The 17,687-nt window shown below is 72.6% G+C and carries 15 protein-coding genes and 1 tRNA gene; 12 read left to right on the top strand and 4 right to left on the bottom strand.

What is annotated here, in order from left to right:
* Nucleotide 1: 1 nt before the first annotated feature.
* The 5 genes from ACZ7MG_RS29690 (at nucleotide 2) to ACZ7MG_RS29670 (ending at nucleotide 7,749) form a co-directional block, all read left to right on the top strand.
* Entirely contained in the window at nucleotides 2-1,627 is a 1,626-nt protein-coding gene (locus ACZ7MG_RS29690; protein WP_471393124.1) for a beta-N-acetylhexosaminidase, read from the top strand.
* A 280-nt stretch (nucleotides 1,628-1,907) separates the two neighbouring features.
* A complete protein-coding gene (locus ACZ7MG_RS29685) occupies nucleotides 1,908-2,801 on the top strand; it encodes an FAD binding domain-containing protein (RefSeq protein WP_471393126.1) in 894 nt (297 codons plus the stop codon).
* Complete coding sequence (locus tag ACZ7MG_RS29680; RefSeq protein ID WP_471393129.1) at nucleotides 2,798-4,636, top strand: (2Fe-2S)-binding protein; 1,839 nt, start codon at nucleotides 2,798-2,800, stop codon at nucleotides 4,634-4,636. Before ACZ7MG_RS29685 ends, ACZ7MG_RS29680 begins: the two co-directional genes overlap by 4 nt.
* The gene (locus ACZ7MG_RS29675; protein ID WP_471393132.1) at nucleotides 4,633-6,948 is read left to right on the top strand and encodes a xanthine dehydrogenase family protein molybdopterin-binding subunit; all 2,316 of its coding nucleotides are present in this window, start codon (nucleotides 4,633-4,635) and stop codon (nucleotides 6,946-6,948) included. Before ACZ7MG_RS29680 ends, ACZ7MG_RS29675 begins: the two co-directional genes overlap by 4 nt.
* A 171-nt stretch (nucleotides 6,949-7,119) precedes the next feature.
* Nucleotides 7,120-7,749, top strand: coding sequence for an SUKH-4 family immunity protein (locus tag ACZ7MG_RS29670; RefSeq protein ID WP_471393135.1), 630 nt, complete (start codon nucleotides 7,120-7,122; stop codon nucleotides 7,747-7,749).
* Here ACZ7MG_RS29670 and ACZ7MG_RS29665 read toward each other — a convergent pair.
* A tRNA-Cys gene (locus tag ACZ7MG_RS29665) sits at nucleotides 7,718-7,792 on the bottom strand. The genes ACZ7MG_RS29670 and ACZ7MG_RS29665 overlap by 32 nt on opposite strands.
* Before the next feature lie 211 nt (nucleotides 7,793-8,003).
* On the opposite strand from ACZ7MG_RS29665, the gene ACZ7MG_RS29660 reads away from it, so the two are divergent.
* The 5 genes from ACZ7MG_RS29660 to ACZ7MG_RS29640 all read left to right on the top strand — a co-directional run bounded on the left by ACZ7MG_RS29660 (nucleotide 8,004) and on the right by ACZ7MG_RS29640 (nucleotide 13,112).
* On the top strand, nucleotides 8,004-9,488 hold the full coding sequence (locus ACZ7MG_RS29660) for an MFS transporter (protein WP_471393138.1): 1,485 nt from the start codon (nucleotides 8,004-8,006) through the stop codon (nucleotides 9,486-9,488).
* An 88-nt stretch (nucleotides 9,489-9,576) separates the two neighbouring features.
* Nucleotides 9,577-9,777: a hypothetical protein gene (locus tag ACZ7MG_RS29655; RefSeq protein ID WP_471393141.1), complete on the top strand. Its 201-nt coding sequence runs from the start codon at nucleotides 9,577-9,579 to the stop codon at nucleotides 9,775-9,777.
* Nucleotides 9,774-10,148 (top strand): type II toxin-antitoxin system death-on-curing family toxin, encoded by a 375-nt coding sequence (locus ACZ7MG_RS29650; protein WP_471393144.1) that lies wholly within the window; start codon nucleotides 9,774-9,776, stop codon nucleotides 10,146-10,148. The genes ACZ7MG_RS29655 and ACZ7MG_RS29650 overlap by 4 nt, the downstream gene beginning before the upstream one ends.
* Nucleotides 10,149-10,308: 160 nt before the next feature.
* Nucleotides 10,309-12,105, top strand: a complete 1,797-nt coding sequence (locus ACZ7MG_RS29645) for a DEAD/DEAH box helicase (protein WP_471393147.1) — start codon at nucleotides 10,309-10,311, stop codon at nucleotides 12,103-12,105.
* A gap of 365 nt (nucleotides 12,106-12,470) precedes the next feature.
* Nucleotides 12,471-13,112 (top strand): IclR family transcriptional regulator, encoded by a 642-nt coding sequence (locus ACZ7MG_RS29640; RefSeq protein WP_152169216.1) that lies wholly within the window; start codon nucleotides 12,471-12,473, stop codon nucleotides 13,110-13,112.
* Nucleotides 13,113-13,328: 216 nt separating this feature from the next.
* On the opposite strand, the gene ACZ7MG_RS29635 is transcribed toward ACZ7MG_RS29640, so the two are convergent.
* Nucleotides 13,329-14,171, bottom strand: a complete 843-nt coding sequence (locus ACZ7MG_RS29635; RefSeq protein ID WP_471393150.1) for an alpha/beta fold hydrolase — start codon at nucleotides 14,169-14,171, stop codon at nucleotides 13,329-13,331.
* 90 nt (nucleotides 14,172-14,261) lie between these two features.
* Between ACZ7MG_RS29635 and ACZ7MG_RS29630 the strand changes: the two genes are divergently transcribed.
* Complete coding sequence (locus ACZ7MG_RS29630) at nucleotides 14,262-14,738, top strand: MarR family winged helix-turn-helix transcriptional regulator (RefSeq protein ID WP_471393152.1); 477 nt, start codon at nucleotides 14,262-14,264, stop codon at nucleotides 14,736-14,738.
* Between the two features lie 96 nt (nucleotides 14,739-14,834).
* Nucleotides 14,835-15,635, top strand: coding sequence for a S16 family serine protease (locus ACZ7MG_RS29625; protein ID WP_471393155.1), 801 nt, complete (start codon nucleotides 14,835-14,837; stop codon nucleotides 15,633-15,635).
* Between the two features lie 48 nt (nucleotides 15,636-15,683).
* Here the strand turns inward: ACZ7MG_RS29625 and ACZ7MG_RS29620 are convergent, their stop codons facing one another.
* Both ACZ7MG_RS29620 and ACZ7MG_RS29615 read right to left on the bottom strand, forming a co-directional pair.
* Nucleotides 15,684-16,646, bottom strand: coding sequence for a glycine betaine ABC transporter substrate-binding protein (locus ACZ7MG_RS29620; protein ID WP_471393157.1), 963 nt, complete (start codon nucleotides 16,644-16,646; stop codon nucleotides 15,684-15,686).
* On the bottom strand, nucleotides 16,643-17,566 hold the full coding sequence (locus ACZ7MG_RS29615; RefSeq protein ID WP_471393378.1) for an ABC transporter permease: 924 nt from the start codon (nucleotides 17,564-17,566) through the stop codon (nucleotides 16,643-16,645). The genes ACZ7MG_RS29620 and ACZ7MG_RS29615 overlap by 4 nt, the downstream gene beginning before the upstream one ends.
* Nucleotides 17,567-17,687: the final 121 nt, after the last annotated feature.

Here is a 17,687-nt window from a genome sequence, read left to right as displayed (position 1 = left end):
CGTGAGTGCACTGATTCCCGCGCCCCGCGCCCTGCGCGCCGATTCCGGCGAGGTACGGCTGACGGCGCGCTCCCGGCTCTACGCCGGTGACGGGACCGAAGGCGTCGGCCACTGGCTGCGCACCGTCCTCCGGGAGGCCACCGGCCTGCCGCTGCGCGAGGGCCGGGAACTCGACGACACCGATCCGGACGGCATCGGGCTCCAACTGGACCCCGGGCTCGGCCCCGAGGAGTACCGCCTCGTCAGCGACCCGTCCGGTGTCCTCGTCGAGGGCGGGAGCGCGGCAGGTGTCTTCTGGGGCGCCCAGACGCTGCGGCAACTGCTCGGCCCCGACGCGTACCGCCGGGCCCCGCTCGGGCGCGACCGTACCTGGGCCGTGCCGCACGTCACCGTCGAGGACTCGCCCCGCTTCCCCTGGCGCGGCCTCATGCTCGACGTGGCCCGCCACTTCCTCCCCAAGGACCAGGTGCTGCGCTCTCTCGATCTGATGGCCGCGCACAAACTCAACGTCCTCCACTTCCACCTGACGGACGACCAGGGCTGGCGGATCGAGATCGCGAGGTATCCCCGGCTGACCGAGGTGGGTTCCTGGCGGGCGCGTACGAAATTCGGCCACCGGGCGTCACCGCTGTGGGAGGAGAAACCGCACGGGGGGTTCTACACCCAGGACGACATCCGCGAGATCGTCGCCTACGCGGCCGAACGGCATATCACCGTGGTCCCCGAGATCGACGTCCCGGGACACAGCCAGGCCGCCATCGCCGCGTATCCGGAACTCGGCAACACCGATGTCATCGACACGACCTCCCTCACCGTCTGGGACACCTGGGGCGTCAACAAGAACGTACTCGCCCCCACTGACGCCACCCTGCGCTTCTACGAGGGGGTGTTCGAGGAGGTCCTGGAGTTGTTTCCGTCGGTCTTCGTGCACATCGGCGGCGACGAGTGCCCCAAGGACCAGTGGCGGGAGTCGGCCACCGCGCAGGGGCGCATCCGGGAGCTGGGGCTCGCGGACGAGGACGAGTTGCAGTCGTGGTTCGTCCGGCACTTCGACAACTGGCTGACCGCGCGCGGGCGTCGCCTGATCGGATGGGACGAGATCCTGGAAGGCGGTCTCGCGCCGGGGGCGGCCGTGTCGTCCTGGCGGGGCTACGCGGGCGGCATCACGGCGGCCCGCGCGGGCCACGACGTGGTCATGTGCCCCGAGCAGCAGGTCTATCTGGACCACCGTCAGGACGGCGGCCCCGACGAGCCGGTGCCCATCGGCTTCGTGCGCACCCTGGAGGACGTCTTCCGGTTCGAGCCGGTTCCACCGGAGTTGACGCCGGAGGAGGCACGCCATGTGCTCGGCACCCAGGCCAATGTCTGGACCGAGGTGATGGAGGACCCCGCGCGCGTGGACTACCAGACCTTCCCGCGCCTGGCGGCCTTCGCCGAGGTGGCCTGGAGCCGGCTGCCGGAACCCGCCGCACGGGACTTCGCCGGCTTCGAACGCCGGATGACGGCCCACTACGCGCGACTTGACGCCCTGGGGGTCGGTTATCGGCCGCCTTCCGGGCCGCGTCCGTGGCAGCGGCGGCCCGGTGTGCTCGGACGCCCGATCGAGGGGGCGCCCCCGAACGTGTGAGGCGGTGGCGAACCCGTAGGACCGAAAGCGCGTGCCCTGCGACGGTGGCCACCCGAAGGAACAAGAGGGGCAAGGATCACCGGAAGTGGCAATGCGCGCCTATGGGGGATGCCGTGGCAAAACGGACTGTCTCTCGGATGAGGTGGGCGAATGCCTCCTGGCGGACCCCCGCGTTCGGGCCTCGCGAGAATGTGCCAGAGTTGCCACGTCCGCCCTGTCAGCACGTACCGTACGGCAACACAGGCGGGACCAGGTGGGGCAGCGGGAAGGGGCAGCCGGTTTGACCACGCACGCACCGCAGGCGGCGCAGGCCGTGACCCTGCCCGGCTCGCTGGACGAGGCCGTGGCGGCCCTCGCCGCCATGCCCTGGGCGGTTCCGGTGGCGGGCGGCACGGACCTCATGGCCGCGGTCAACTCGGGGCAGCTCAGGCCCGCCGCGCTGGTCGGGCTCGGCCGGATCAGCGAGATCCGCGGCTGGCAGTACCAGGACGGGCACGCCCTCCTGGGAGCGGGACTGACGCACGCCCGGATGGGGCGCCCGGACTTCGCGGCGCTCATTCCGGCGCTCGCCGCCGCCGCGCGCGCCGCCGGGCCACCACAGATCCGTAACGCCGGCACCCTCGGCGGCAACATCGCGACGGCCGCCCCCACCGGGGACGCGCTGCCCGTGCTGGCCGCACTGGAAGCCACGCTGATCATCGCGGGCCCGGGCGGGGCCCGGCGCGAGATGCCCGTTTCGCACCTGCTGGCGGGCATGGAGATGTTGCGGCCCGGTGAACTCATCGGCTTCGTGCGCGTGCCGCTGCTGCACGCGCCCCAGGTCTTCCTGAAGGCCACCGGCCGCACCGGCCCCGGCCGCGCGGTCGCCTCCGTCGCCCTCGTCCTCGACCCCGCCCGGCGCGGGGTGCGGTGCGCCGTCGGCGCCATAGCGCCGATGCCGCTGCGGCCCCTGGACGCCGAGACCTGGGTCGGTCAGCTGATCGACTGGGACGGCGAGCGGACCCTCGTGCCCCAGGCGCTCCAGGCCTTCGGCGAGTACGTCGCCGCCGCCTGCATCCCGGACCCGGCCCTCGAGGTCGACGGCTCCGTACCACCGCTTCCGCCCGCCGTACTGCACCTGCGGCGCACCGTCGCCGCGCTGGCCCGACGAGCACTGGGGAGGGCACTGTCGTGACCGACGACCAGCACGGAGAGGGCACCCCGCAGCAGGGGGGCCAGGGCGGCTGGGAGCGGCTGCCGCAGGGCGACTACGACGACGGCGCGACCACGTTCGTCCAGCTCCCCGAGGGGGGCATCGACGCGCTGCTCGCCGCCGACAGCCCGCTGGCCGCGCCCGGCCACGGCTATGTGCCGCCGCAGATAACGGCGAACATCCCGCACGTCGGCGACACGGCCCACACCGCCGGAACGGACCCGTCCGTCCCCGGCACCTGGGCGATGCCGGCCGAGGGTGCCCAGTGGCACGACCCGAACGCCGGGCAGCAGGGGCCCCCGACGCAGGACGGGTTCACATACAACCCCGCTTCGACCGGGCAGTGGACGTTCGAGGAGCCGGGCGCACGGGAAGGCGCCGCTCCCGGTCACGATGTGACCGGCGAGTGGTCGATTCCGGTCGCCGGTGGTGATCTTCCGGACGAATCCGGTGAGTTCAGCACCTCGGCCCTCGTCGAGCAGTGGGGCGGCAACCCGCCCGCGACCCTCCCCGGCGGTGCCCCCGCGCCCTGGGCGACCGAGCAGATCGGCACGGCGTGGACCGCGCCACCGCCGGTCCGCCCCGAGGAGCACCGGGACGAGCCGCACCCGGCCGAGGGCCGCCCGCCGGGGGAGCGCGCGTCGGACGGGGCCCCGGATGCCCCTGGGGGGCCCTCCACGGCCCCTGGGGACGCGTACGCCGGTCCGGCCCCCGAGACCGCCGGGGAGGCCCCGGAAGCCGCCCAGGAGCCCGCTGGGGCGGTCGGCGAGGCCGACGAGGAGAGGCCGGGCCCGGAGCGGCCCGAGGAGCCCGAGACGGCCGCCGACGCACCCGAGGCCCCCGGCGCCGACGACGACCCGGCTTCCGCCTCCGCCGACGAACCGGAGCCCGCCCCGGCCCCGCCCCCGCACGACGACCACCCCCTCGCCTCGTACGTCCTGCGCGTCAACGGCACCGAACGGCCCGTCAGCGACGCCTGGATCGGCGAGTCGCTGCTCTATGTGCTGCGCGAGCGGCTCGGCCTCGCGGGCGCCAAGGACGGCTGCTCACAGGGCGAGTGCGGCGCCTGCAACGTGCAGGTCGACGGCCGGCTCGTGGCGTCCTGCCTGGTGCCCGGGGTCACCGCCGCCGGCAGCGAGGTGCGCACCGTCGAGGGCCTCGCCGCCGACGGACAGCCCTCGGACGTGCAGCGGGCCCTCGCCAAGTGCGGTTCCGTGCAGTGCGGTTTCTGTGTGCCCGGCATGGCGATGACCGTGCACGACCTCCTGGAGGGCAACCCCGCCCCCACCGACCTGGAGACCCGCCAGGCGCTCTGCGGCAACCTCTGCCGCTGCTCCGGCTACCGGGGCGTCCTCGCGGCCGTCCGTGACGTCGTCGCCGAGCGCGAGGCGCACAGCGCCGCCGAGAGCGAGGCCGCCGCGGACGCCGAGGAGGCCCGTATCCCGCACCAGGCGGGCCCCGGCGCGGGCGGCGTCAACCCGGCGGCGTACGACTCCCCGCACGCACCCCCACCGGCCCCGCACGACCCCGACCGGTCCTACGGCGGCCAGGGGCTGTCGTTCACCGGCCCGGACGACTCCTACGGCGGTCAGGGCCAGTCCTTCGCCCAGCAGGGCGACACCTACGCCGGCCAAGGACAGTCGTTCGGCAATCAGGGCGACACCTACGGCGGTCAGGGTCAGTCGTTCGCCGGTCAGGGCGACACCTACGGCGGCCAGGGCCAGTCCTTCGGCGGCCAGGACGACTCGTACGGCGGCCAGGACGACTCGTACGGCGGTCAGGGCCGGTCGTTCGGCCAGGACGGAGGCCAGGCGTGAGCAACGAAACCGTCATCGCGACGCCCGCGGGCCCCGGCGAGGCCGCGCCCGCCCCCGAGCAACTCCCGCACGGCCTGGGCGCGAACCTGCCGTCCGCGGACTCCCGGGCCAAGTCCGAGGGCACCTTCCCGTACGCGGCCGACCTGTGGGCCGAGGGCCTGCTGTGGGCCGCCGTGCTCCGCTCGCCGCACCCGCACGCGCGCATCGTGTCCATCGACACGTCCCACGCGCGCGAGATGCCCGGCGTCCGGGCCGTCGTCACCCACGAGGACGTGCCGGGCGTCGCCCTGCACGGCCGCGGCAAGGCCGACCGGCCCCTGTTCGCCTCCGAGGTGGTCCGCCACCACGGCGAGCCCATCGCGGCCGTCGCCGCCGACCACCCCGACACCGCGCGGATGGCCGCCGCCGCCGTCATCGTCGAGTACGAGGTGCTCGACCCGGTGATCGACCCGGAGCAGGCCTTCGAGGCCGAGCCCCTGCACCCCGACGGCAACCTCATCCGCCACATCCCGCTGCGCCACGGCGACCCGAACGCGGCCGGTGAGATCGTCGTCGAGGGCCAGTACCGCATCGGCCGCGCCGACCCGGCCCCCATCGGCGCCGAGGCCGGCCTCGCCGTGCCCCGCCCCGACGGCGGCGTCGAGCTGTACGTCGCCTCCACCGACCCGCACACCGACCGTGACGCGGCCGCCGCCTGCTACGGCCTGGCCCCCGACCGCGTCAAGATCGTCGTCACCGGTGTCCCCGGCGCCACCGCCGACCGCGAGGACCAGGGCTTCCAGCTCCCGCTCGGCCTGCTCGCCCTGAAGACCGGCTGCCCGGTCAAACTCACGGCGACCCGCGAGGAGTCCTTCCTCGGCCACGCCCACCGGCACCCGACCCTGCTGCGCTACCGCCACCACGCGGACGCCGAGGGCAAGTTGATCAAGGTCGAGGCGCAGATCCTGCTCGACGCGGGCGCGTACGCCGACACGTCCTCGGAGGCGCTGGCCGCCGCCGTCTCCTTCGCCTGCGGCCCGTACGTCATCCCCAACGCCTTCATCGAGGGCTGGGCGGTCCGCACCAACAACCCGCCCTCCGGCCATGTGCGCGGTGAGGGCGCGATGCAGGTCTGCGCCGCGTACGAGGCGCAGATGGACAAGCTCGCGAAGAAGCTGGGCATCGACCCGGCCGAACTGCGGATGCGCAATGTGATGTCCACGGGCGACGTGCTGCCGACGGGCCAGTCCGTGACCTGCCCGGCGCCGGTCGCCGAACTCCTCCAGGCCGTCCAGGAGTTCCCGCTCCCGGCCCTGCCCAAGGACACCCCCGAGGACGAGTGGCTGCTGCCCGGCGGCCCCGAGGGCGCGGGCGAGCCCGGTGCCGTCCGCCGGGGCGTCGGATACGGCCTCGGCATGGTCCACATGCTCGGCGCCGAGGGCGCCGACGAGGTCTCCACCGCCACCGTGAAGGTCCACGACGGCATCGCGACCGTCCTGTGCGCGGCCGTCGACACCGGCCAGGGCTTCTCCACCCTGGCCCGGCAGATCGTCCAGGAGACCCTGGGCATCGACGAGGTCCACATCGCCCAGGTCGACACCGACCAGCCCCCGGCCGGCCCCAGCTGCCGGGGCCGTCACACCTGGGTCTCGGGCGGCGCGGTGGAGCGCGCGGCGAAGATGGTCCGCACGCAACTCCTCCAGCCGCTGGCCCACAAGTTCGGCATGTCCACGGAGCTGCTGCAGATCACCGACGGAAAGATCACCTCGTACGACGGTGTGTTGTCCACCACGGTCGCGGAGGCGATGGACGGCAAGGAGCTGTGGGCCACCGCCCAGTGCCGCCCGCACCCGACCGAGCCGCTGGACGAGGCCGGTCAGGGAGACGCCTTCGTGGGCCTCGCGTTCTGCGCGATCCGCGCGGTCGTGGACGTCGACATCGAACTCGGCTCCGTACGGGTCGTGGAGCTGGCCGTCGCCCAGGACGTCGGCCGGATCCTCAACCCCGCCCAGCTCAACTCCCGTATCGAGGCGGGCGTCACCCAGGGGGTGGGCGTGGCCCTCACGGAGAACCTGCGCACCCCCCGGGGCCTGATCCGCCACCCCGACCTCACCGGCTACGCCCTGCCCACCGCCCTCGACGTCCCCGACATCCGGATCGTCAAACTGGTGGAGGAGCGGGACGTCGTGGCCCCCTTCGGCGCGAAGGCGGCCAGCGCGGTGCCGGTGGTCACCTCCCCGGCGGCCATCGCGGCGGCGGTACGGGCGGCCACGGGCCGTCCGGTGAACCGGCTGCCGATCCGCCCGCAGGCGGCGGTGGTGACGGGCGCGTAGCGTCTGCCGACGGCCTCCGAAGGAGTCCTTGAGGTGCGTGTTCGCGCGTACGGCGGGCGTTGTCAGTGGGGCGGCGTAAGGTTCTCGACAGTGGGGACGACGACCGCTCGGCGGTACGACGCCGATCCCCACCGGGGGAAGCACACGGAGCACCATGTGCCGGGGGGAGCCATGAGCACAATGACGATGGGGACAATGGGCCTGACGGACCTGAACAATCTGGACGACGCGAACGACCTGGTGGCGCTGACCGGGAGCCCGGTCACGCTCTCCGGACTGGCGCTGGACCTGCCCGCCCGGCTGTTGGACGAGGAGTTCGGCAGAAGCGCGGTGTGGCGCTTCGAGGACTTCGACTTCCCGGCCACGCTCACCCATGAGCCGACCCGCCGTTTCCTGCGGGACATGGGCCTGCCCGAGGACCACGGCTTCTTCCACCTCGACACGGACATCCCGCTGCCGACCCTCGCCGAGTACTACGCGCACGAGCGCCCCGGTGGCGTCGCCCCCGCTCAGCTCCCTTCGGGCGCCGCCCACTTGATCCGCCTGGGCCACTTCGTCGAGGGCAACAGCCTCGTCGTCGACGGCACCACCGGCGCGATCCTCAACTGGAGCGGGCCCGAGTCCACCCTCTGCCCCCTGGACGCCGACATCTCCACCCTCGCCTTCACGCTGTGGCTGCTGCACCGCGAGAAGCACGAGGGGACGGCGACGGGTTGCTGGGTGGAGAACCTGCGTAACAAGGCCTGCGCGGACCTCAGAGGCCCTGGCGTGGAGACCGTGGCGGGAATCGAACCCGCGTAAGTCGCTTTGCAGGCGACTCCCTGAACCACTCGGGCACACGGTCGTGTCGGGAGCGATCCGGCCGCTCCGAACTCGATGTACCGACCGTAGGCGGGGTGCGGCCGAGCGCTCAAGAGGCGCGGACGCGCCGCAACGGGACTGCCATACGCCGTTCATGAACGAGGTGGGGGCGGCTGGGCGTACGTCGAAGGTCTCAGGTGGTGGGGGGCTTTGGACAGGGGCGAATGTCGGGGGTGCCCCTTACGCTGGCGGGCATGGCCGACCTCGAACCGCGTGACGCGGACGTCACACAGACACCCGCTCCCTCCGCCGTGGCTCTCGGTGAGGAAGGTGTGCTGAGCCGTTCCTATCGGGGGCTCAGCATCGGGATCGTCTCGGTCGTGCTGCTGATCGCGTTCGAGGCGATGGCGGTCGGCACGGCCATGCCGGTCGCGGCGCGGGAGCTGGACGGGGTCTCGGCGTACGGGTTCGCGTTCTCGGCGTACTTCACCACGAGTCTGTTCGGGATGGTGCTGGCCGGGCAGTGGGCGGACCGGCGGGGGCCGTTGGGGGCGCTGACGGTCGGGATCGGGTGGTTCGCCGCCGGTCTGGTGCTGTCGGGGACCGCCGGCGCGATGTGGCTGTTCGTGCTCGGGCGGGCCGTGCAGGGGCTCGGCGGCGGGCTGGTGATCGTCGCGCTGTATGTGGTGGTCGGGCGCGCCTACCCGGAGCGGCTGCGGCCCGCGATCATGGCGGCCTTCGCGGCGAGCTGGGTCGTCCCGTCCGTCGTCGGCCCGCTCGCCTCGGGCGCGGTCACCGAACAGCTGGGCTGGCGCTGGGTGTTCGTGGGGATCCCGGTGCTCGTGGTGCTCCCGTTGGGGCTGGCGCTGCCGCAGATACGACGGAGGGCCTCCGGCCCGGTGACCTCCACCTCCACCTCTACGGCCGCCTCCCCTGGGGCCTCCCCCTCGGCCTCGGTCGACCGTCGGCGTATCCGGCTCGCGTTCGGGATCTCGGTCGGGGCCGGGCTGTTGCAGTACGCGGCTCAGGACCTGCGGTGGTGGTCGCTCGTGCCGGCCGCCGCGGGGGTCGGGCTGCTCGTGCCGGCCGTGCTCGGGCTGTTGCCGAAGGGGACGTACCGGGCGGCGCGGGGGCTGCCGTCGGTGGTGCTGCTGCGCGGGGTGGCGGCGGGGTCGTTCGTCGCGGCCGAGTCGTTCGTGCCGTTGATGCTGGTCACCCAGCGGGGGCTGTCGCCGACGCTCGCCGGGTTCTCGCTCGCGGCGGGTGGCGGGACCTGGGCGCTGGGGTCGTGGCTGCAGGCACGGGCGGCGGTGGAGCCGTACCGGGAGCGGCTGATGACGGTGGGGATGCTGCTGGTCGCGGCGGCGATCACCACACTGCCGGGGGTGCTGATCGACTCCGTGCCGGTGTGGACCGTGGCCGTCGCCTGGGCGTTCGGGTGCTTCGGGATGGGGCTCGTCATCTCCTCCACCAGCGTGCTGCTGCTCCACCTCTCCGCCCCCGAGGAGGCCGGCACCAACTCCGCCGCGCTCCAGATGTCCGACGGTCTCACCAACGCGTTGCTCCTCGCGGCGGGCGGCGCCGCCTTCGCCGCGCTCGGCGGTGGCGCGGTAGGCCATGCGACCACCACCGCCCACGGCGCCGCGTCTCACCCGGCCGCCTTCGTCGCGGTGTTCCTGCCGATGGCCGGGGTGGCGGTGGTGGGGGCCTGGGTGACCACGCGGTTGCGGGTGCGGTGAGGGGAGGGCGGGCGAGGTCGACGGGCCTGCGGTCGTGGATTTCGTAAAGCGGTGGAAAACGGGTGATCGTTGACCCTAGCCTCGCCCCATGACCGAGATCACCCTCCGCCTCGACCCCGACCGGCACCGCGCACTGGCCGACCTCGCCGATGCCCAGGGACGGCGGCCCGAGGAAGTGGCGCAGACAGCCGTCGAGACGTATCTCCGTGCGGAGAACGGGTTCGTGCGGGCGCGGGCCGAGCGGCTCGCGGTGGAGCACGCCGAGTTGTTGCGGAGGCTGGGGGAATGAGCCGTCATCTGACCGTGGCCGAGGTGACCGCGATCGCCGAGATCGCCTTCGGCGGGAAGGCGCCCGAGACCCGGGAGGCGGGGCTGCTGGAGTCGGCCGTGCATCGCCCGCGCGCCCGTATGTTCGGCACCGCCGCCTACACCGACCTCTACGAACAGGCCGCCGCCCTGCTCCACGCCCTCGCCACCAACCACCCCCTGGTGGACGGGAACAAGCGGACGGCCTGGCTCGCGGCCGCGACGTTCCTCGCGGTCAACGGGGTGGACCTCGCCGCCGTGGACCAGGACCGGGCGTACGGCCTGGTCATCGATGTCGCCTCCGGTGAGGAGGACGAGGTCGGGGTGATCGCGGAGCGGTTGCGGGCGTTGTGAGGTGGATCCCATCGCCGGGGGAGGGGGTGTCGTACGCGCGGTGACACGGTCCGGGCGCCGGTAGGGTGGCCCGGTTGTCATACGTAGCCGAGGTGTCCGAGTCGCTGCGCGAGTCGCCCGGGGCTACCCGCCGAGCAGCTCGACCCCCAGACCGGAGACCGTGACTACCACCGCCACCTCCTCCCCGAACCACCACCTCTCGCCCGCCTTCCCCGGCCGTGCCCCGTGGGGTACCGCCAGCAAGCTGCGTGCCTGGCAGCAGGGGGCGATGGAGAGGTACATCCAGGAGCAGCCGCGGGACTTCCTCGCGGTCGCGACGCCGGGCGCCGGTAAGACGACGTTCGCGCTGACGCTCGCGTCCTGGCTGCTGCACCACCATGTCGTGCAGCAGGTGACGGTCGTGGCGCCCACCGAGCATCTGAAGAAGCAGTGGGCCGAGGCCGCGGCGCGGATAGGGATCAAGCTCAACCCCGAGTACAGCGCGGGCCCGCTCGGCAAGGAGTACGACGGGGTCGCGGTCACGTACGCGGGTGTCGGCGTGCGGCCCATGCTGCACCGCAACCGCAGCGAGCAGCGCAAGACCCTGGTGATTCTCGACGAGATCCACCACGCGGGGGACAGTAAATCCTGGGGCGAGGCCTGCCTTGAGGCCTTCGAGCCCGCCACCCGCCGGCTCGCGCTCACCGGTACGCCCTTCCGGTCCGACACCAACCCCATCCCCTTCGTGACGTACGAGGAGGGGGCGGACGGCATCCGGCGGTCCTCCGCCGACTACACCTACGGCTACGGCAACGCGCTCGCCGACAACGTCGTGCGGCCCGTCATCTTCCTCTCCTACAGCGGCAACATGCGCTGGCGGACCAAGGCGGGCGACGAGATCGAGGCCCGCCTCGGCGAGCCCATGACCAAGGACGCGGTCAGCCAGGCCTGGCGTACGGCCCTCGATCCGCGCGGCGAGTGGATGCCGAGCGTGCTGCGCGCCGCCGACCAGCGGCTCACCGAGGTCAGGAAGGGCATCCCGGACGCCGGCGCCCTCGTCATCGCCACCGACCAGGACTCCGCCCGCGCCTACGCCAAGCTGATCCGGGAGATCACGGGGACGAGCGCGACGGTCGTCCTGTCCGACGACTCGGGCGCCTCGGACCGTATCGACGAGTTCAGCGCCAACACCGACCGGTGGATGGTCGCCGTGCGGATGGTGTCCGAGGGCGTCGACGTGCCCCGGCTCGCGGTGGGGGTCTACGCCACCACCATCTCCACCCCGCTCTTCTTCGCCCAGGCCGTCGGACGCTTCGTGCGGTCCCGGCGGCGCGGCGAGACCGCGTCCGTGTTCCTGCCGACCATCCCCGACCTGCTCACCTTCGCCAACGAGATGGAGGTGGAGCGGGACCACGCCCTCGACAAGCCGAAGAAGGAGGGCGAGGAGGACCCGTACGCCGAGGAGGACAAGCTCCTCGCGGAGGCCGAGCGGGAGCAGGACGAGGACACCGGCGACCAGGACATGCTGCCGTTCGAGGCGCTGGAGTCCGACGCCGTGTTCGACCGGGTCATGTACAACGGCGCCGAGTTCGGCATGCAGGCCCACCCCGGGAGCGAGGAGGAGCAGGACTACCTCGGGATCCCGGGGCTCCTGGAACCCGACCAGGTGCAGTTGCTGCTGCAGAAGCGGCAGGCGCGGCAGATCGCGCACAGCCGCAAGAAGCCGGACGCCGAGGCCGACCTCGTGGAGCTGCCGGCCGAGCGGCGGCCCGTCGTCACCCACAAGGAACTGCTGGAGCTTCGTAAGCAGCTCAACGGCATGGTCGGCGCGTACTCCCATCAGAGCGGCAAGCCGCACGGGGTCATCCACACCGAGGTACGGCGGGTGTGCGGCGGACCGCCGAGCGCCGAGGCCACGGCGGGGCAGCTGCGGCAGCGGATCGCCAAGGTGCAGGAGTGGGCGACCCGGATGAAGTGACCTTCGTCCCGGTCCGGATGAGGTGACCTTCGATGCCTCGGGGGAGCGCGCTCCGGGAGTGCGGTCTGCGTGGTGCGCCCTTACATTTCGCGACAAATCGAAGTAGTCCGTACCGGTCACTGACCGGATTCTGGACGGAGTCTTCCGCTCAGCGAACCCGCTCGTCTACTGTCCCGCTACGCACACGCCCCGTGGCAGCGCCGCCGCGGAGCGCAGCCGTGAAGCGACTCCGCCCGGATCATCCGGGTTCACCGGATCATCCGGGTTCAGCCGATCGGCGGCCTCTGTAGCGCGTCGCCGACGGGACCGGTGACGCATCAGCCGTGACAGGGGTCGCCGCCCTCACCCAAGAAGGAGTGGGCGTCGTGACCGCGGAGACCTCTCAGACGCTTGATCGGGGACTGCGAGTCCTCAAGCTGCTGGCCGACACCGACCACGGGCTGACCGTCACCGAGCTGTCCAACAAGCTCGGGGTCAACCGGACCGTGGTGTACCGCCTGCTCGCCACGCTGGAACAGCATGCCCTCGTACGGCGTGACCTGGGCGGACGTGCCCGGGTGGGGCTGGGGGTGCTGCGGCTCGGGCGGCAGGTGCATCCGCTGGTACGGGAGGCCGCGCTGCCCGCGTTGCGGTCGCTGGCCGAGGACATCGGCGCGACCGCCCACCTCACGCTCGTCGACGGGACCGAGGCGCTGGCCGTCGCGGTGGTCGAGCCGACGTGGACGGACTATCACGTGGCGTACCGGGCCGGGTTCCGGCACTCGCTGGACCGGGGGGCCGCGGGGCGGGCGATTCTGTCGGGGCGGCAGCAGCCGGGGGACTGGCCGGGGTATGCGCTCACGCATGGGGAGTTGGAGGCGGGGGCGAGTGGGGCGGCGGCGCCGTTGATCGGGGTGAGCGGGGTCGAGGGCAGTGTGGGCGTCGTGATGCTGGCCGATGCGGTGCCGGAGCGGGTGGGGCCGCGGGTCATGGACGCGGCTCGGGAGGTGGCGGACGCGTTGCGGTGACGGCGGGGCGCTCTGGTGACGCCGGGGGCTTGCTGGTGTGACCCCGGGTCGGGTGCTCGCCCGGCGGCTGGGGCTGAGCTGGGCCGGGGTTTCGCTCACCGGCGCTTGCAGGGTGCCGCCTGCGCCCACCCGTGCCGCCCCAGCGGCACGATTGCCCGCAGTAGGGATGGGCGACGCCGCAGCGCCCGGCGGCATGGTTGCCCGCGGTTGGGATCGCTAGGGCAGCGCGTTCAGCCAGTCCAGCAAGTGCTTGGTGAAGGTGTCCGGCTGTTCCATGTTCGCGTAGTGGCCCGTGCCCTCGATCGAGATCGCGTGGGCGTCGGCGGCGACCGTGGCGATCAGGCGTTCCGCCATGGCGATGAGGTCGGGGGCGTCGAGGGCGCCGTTGATGGCGAGGGTGGGGACGGTGAGGGTGGCGGCGCGGGCCCAGGTGTCGGTGACCGGGACGTGCCAGTCCGTCTCGCCGACGGTGTGTTTCAGGGCCGTGGCACGGCTCATCTCCCGTACCCGCCGGACGATGTCGGGGTCCACCTCGTCGACCGTGCGGTGCGGGCCGGCGACCGCCTCGCCGACCACGTCCAGCCAGGCCTCGATGTCGCCGGACATCAGCGTGCCGTAGTAACGGGCGACGCTGTCCTTGGTCCAGGGGTCCGTGTGCTCGGGCTCGCTCGTGCCGACGCCGCTGACGACGAGGGCGCGTACCAGGTCGGGGTGTTCCAGGGCCGTGTCGACGGCCGTACCGCCGCCCATCGACATGCCGACCAGGACCGCCGGGCCGGTGTCCAGGTGACGCAGCAGCGCGGCGAGGTCGTCGGTGAGACGGAACGGCCTGCTCGCGTTGGCGGAGGCGCCGTGTCCTCGGGCGTCCGGGGCGATGACGCGATGACCGGCCGCCACCAGGGCGGGCACCAGGTCGCGCCACATGCTGTGGTCCGTGAAACCGCCGTGCAGCAGCACGAGCGGGGCGCCCGAACCGGTGTCCCGGCCGACGTCCAGATAGGCGAGGGGGCCGTCTTCGGACGGGAACGTGTGGGTGAGGACCTGCGAGGTGTCGGTCATGACAACTAGGGTGTCATGTTGGGGGTGAGGTGACAACCCAGTTGTCATTCTGGTTCTCGCGGTGGGGTGTGGCAGAGAGAGAATGAGCCCGTGACAGAGACCAATGAGCCGCTGCCGCCCGACGTGCTCGCCGGGCGGCTGTCCGAGGTGTTCGCCGTGCTGGGCCCCCTCTACCGGCGGACCACCCGCGCACTGGAGCTGAAGGAACGGAAGGAGGGGTTCCCCGTCGGGGTGCGGGCGGTCCTGGAGCTGTTGCGGATGGCCGGGCGGCCCATGACCGTGCCGCAGATGGGCCGGACCCTCGCGCTGAGCAGGCAGTTCGTGCAGCGGATGGTCAATGAGGCGGCGGCGCGGGACCTGGTCGAGGCCATTGCGAACCCCGCGCACCAGCGGTCCTCCCTGATCCGGCTGACCGACACCGGCCGGGCGACCATCGACGCGCTGGTCGCCCGGGAGAGCGTGCTGCTGGAGCGGGCCGGCGGGGATCTGACGGAGGCCGACGTCGACTCGTGCGTACGGGTGCTGACCCAGCTCCTCACCCTCTTCGAGGACGTGGACGTCAACTGAGGCCCGGCCCCGACCACCACCACGGTCCCTCGGTGCCCACGGCCCCTGGCCACCACCGGCCCGTGGCCGAAACCGCCCCTCACGTAGATTGACCCCGTGCTCTCTCGTCTCTCCAGCCTTTCGCGTCCCGTGGCCGTAGCCGTCTGCGCCCTCCCCGTGGTGGGGCTGCTCACCACGGCGGTGTTCGCGCCGTTGCCGTTCTCCGTGGCACAGCCGGGGATGACGGCGAACGTGCTGGGCGAGAACAAGGGCGAGCCGGTGATCACGATCAGCGGCGCGGAGGCCCGGAAGACCACCGGGCAGCTGCGGATGACGACGATCGAGGCGACGGGGCCGGACGCCCGCGTCGGGCTCGGCGAGGTGATCGACGGCTGGTTCCGCACGGACCAGGCCGTCATGCCCCGCGAGGCGGTCTACCCGAGCGGTGACACCACCGAGGAGATCCAGGAGTACAACGAGGCCGAGATGAAGGAGTCCCAGGACACCGCCACCGAGGCCGCGCTCGCCTACCTCGGTGAGGACTCCGGCGACATCGAGGTCACCCTGCGGCTCGCGGACGTCGGCGGCCCCAGCGCGGGCCTGCTCTTCTCCCTCGGCATCATCGACAAGCTCGACGGCGACGGCAGCGGCGGCGACCTCACGGGCGGCCGCGTCATCGCGGGTACGGGGACGATCGACACCTCGGGCAAGGTCGGCGCCGTCGGCGGAGTCGCGCTCAAGACGCAGGCGGCCCGCCGCGACGGCGCCACCGTCTTCCTGGTCCCCAAGGCCGAGTGCTCCGACGCGCAGACCGAACTGCCCAAGGGGCTGCGGCTCATCCCGGTGACGACCCTGAAGGGCGCGGTCGGCTCGCTCGTGGCCCTGGAGACGGGCAAGGGGTCCGTACCCAGCTGCTGAGAGCGACGGCCGCAGCCCACCCCTGGCCGGCCCTGGGCCACCCGCGCCTCACTCCTCCCGTACGAACCCCTCCGCCACCATCCAGTCCAGCGCGACCCGGTGCGGATCCTCGCCGTCGACGTCCACCCGGGCGTTCAGCTCGCGCGCCACGTCGTTGTTCAGCTTCTTGGTGAGGGGGGCGAGGACGTCGGCGATCTCCGGCCACTCCTTCAGCGTCGCGGAGTTGATCTCGGGGGCCGCGTTGTAGTTGGGGAAGAACCGCCGGTCGTCGGCCATCACCGCGAGCCTCATCGACTCGATCCGCCCGTCGGTCGTATAGACCTCCCCGAACAGACAACTCCCCTTCGCCGCCTGCGTGTAGATGATCCCGCTGTCCATCAGGGTGATGTTCGCGGCGGGCAGGCTCATCCCGTACGCCTTCTGCATGCCCGGCAGCCCGTCCGCGCGGTTGGCGAACTCGCTCTCCACGCACAGCGTGACCGCCCCCGGCTCCTTCGCCGCCAGCAGGGCCACGTCGGAGAGGGTCTCGGTGCCGTACTCGGCGGAGTGGGCACGGTTCAGGGCGAGGGCGTACGTGTTGTTGAGCGTGGACGGCGGCAGCCAGCTCAGGCCGTTCTTCAGGTCGGCGTCACGGACCTCCTCCCACTGTCGGCGCGGGTCGGGGATGGGGGTGCTGTTGCCCTGGTAGGTGATCCACGCGGTGCCCGTGTACTCGTACATGGCGTCCGCGTCCCCGCTCCGCACCGCCTCCCGGGCGCCGAACGACCCCTGGATGCCGGTGCGGTCGAGCACCTCCGCGCCGGCCGCCTGGAAGGCGATGCCCATCATGGCGCCGAGGATCAGGTTCTCGGTGAAGTCCTTGGCGGTGACGGTCAGTCGGGCGCCCTTGAGCGGCTGCCCGCGCCCGACCGAGCCCGGCAGGACGTCGTCGGTCATGGGGGAGCCGCTGGTCAGCCCGCAGCCGGACAGCACCAGCGCCGCCGTGAGCAGCAGGGGCGTACGCCGGTTCACGAGTCCGTCTCCAACCCCCGTGGCCGGAGGAGCACTTCGGCCAGGGAGGCGAGCCAGTCGACCAGCAGGGCCAGGGCGACCGTGAGGATCGAGCCGAGCACGAGGACGGGCATGCGCTGGTTGGTGATACCGGTCGTGATCAGTACGCCGAGGCCGCCGCCCCCGCCGAAGGTGGCGAGGGTGGCGGTGCCCACGTTCAGGACGAGGGCGGTGCGGACGCCCGCGAGGATCAGCGGTACGGCCAGGGGGAGTTCGACGCGGGTGAGCACCTCTTTCGGGGACATGCCGATGCCGCGGGCGGCTTCGAGGAGGGTCGGGTCGTTCGCCTTCAGGCCGGCGATCGTGTTGGACAGGACGGGCAGGACGGCGTAGGCGACGATGCCGATCAGGGCCGCCCTGGTGCCGATGCCCAGCCAGATCACCAGCAGCGCGAGCAGGCCGATGGCGGGGGTGGCCTGGCCGATGTTGGCGACGGTCATGGCCACCGGGGTCGCCCGGCGGAACGCCTCCCGAGTCAGCAGGATGCCCAGCGGGATCGCGATGACCAGCACGAAGAAGGTGGAGATCACGGTCAGCTGGATGTGCTGCCACAGGGCCTGCCACACCTGCCCGTTCGACAGCGCGTTCGCGGAGATCGCGTCCAGCTCGGCCTGCCGGAACCAGACCCAGGTGGCGAACAGCACGACCACGAGGCCGGAGGGCAGGATCGTCAGCTTCCGCCAACTCACCCCGAGACCGGCGGCCCGCCCGGGCGACGGGGCCTCGCCGACGGGAGGGGAGGGGGGTGGCGCGAGGGTGCCGTGGGGCGGGAGAAGGGTGCCGTGGGGTGGGGCAAGGGTGCCGCCCGGCGACGCGAGGGTGCCGTGGGGTGGGGCGAGGCCATCCGACGCGGGGGCGACGCCGGCCTCGCCGGAAGCCACACCGACCGCCCCGGCTGCCGCACCCGCCGACGCGGCGGTGGCGTTCCCGGTCGTGGCGTCCGTTCCGGTGGTGGCTCTTCCGGTCGTGGCGTCTGCTCCGGTGGTGGCCTTCCCGGTCGTC

This window comes from Streptomyces sp. NPDC107538 (assembly GCF_055657445.1).
The sequence above is the reverse complement of the archived record's forward strand: the minus strand, read 5'-3'. Positions and strand labels throughout refer to the sequence as shown.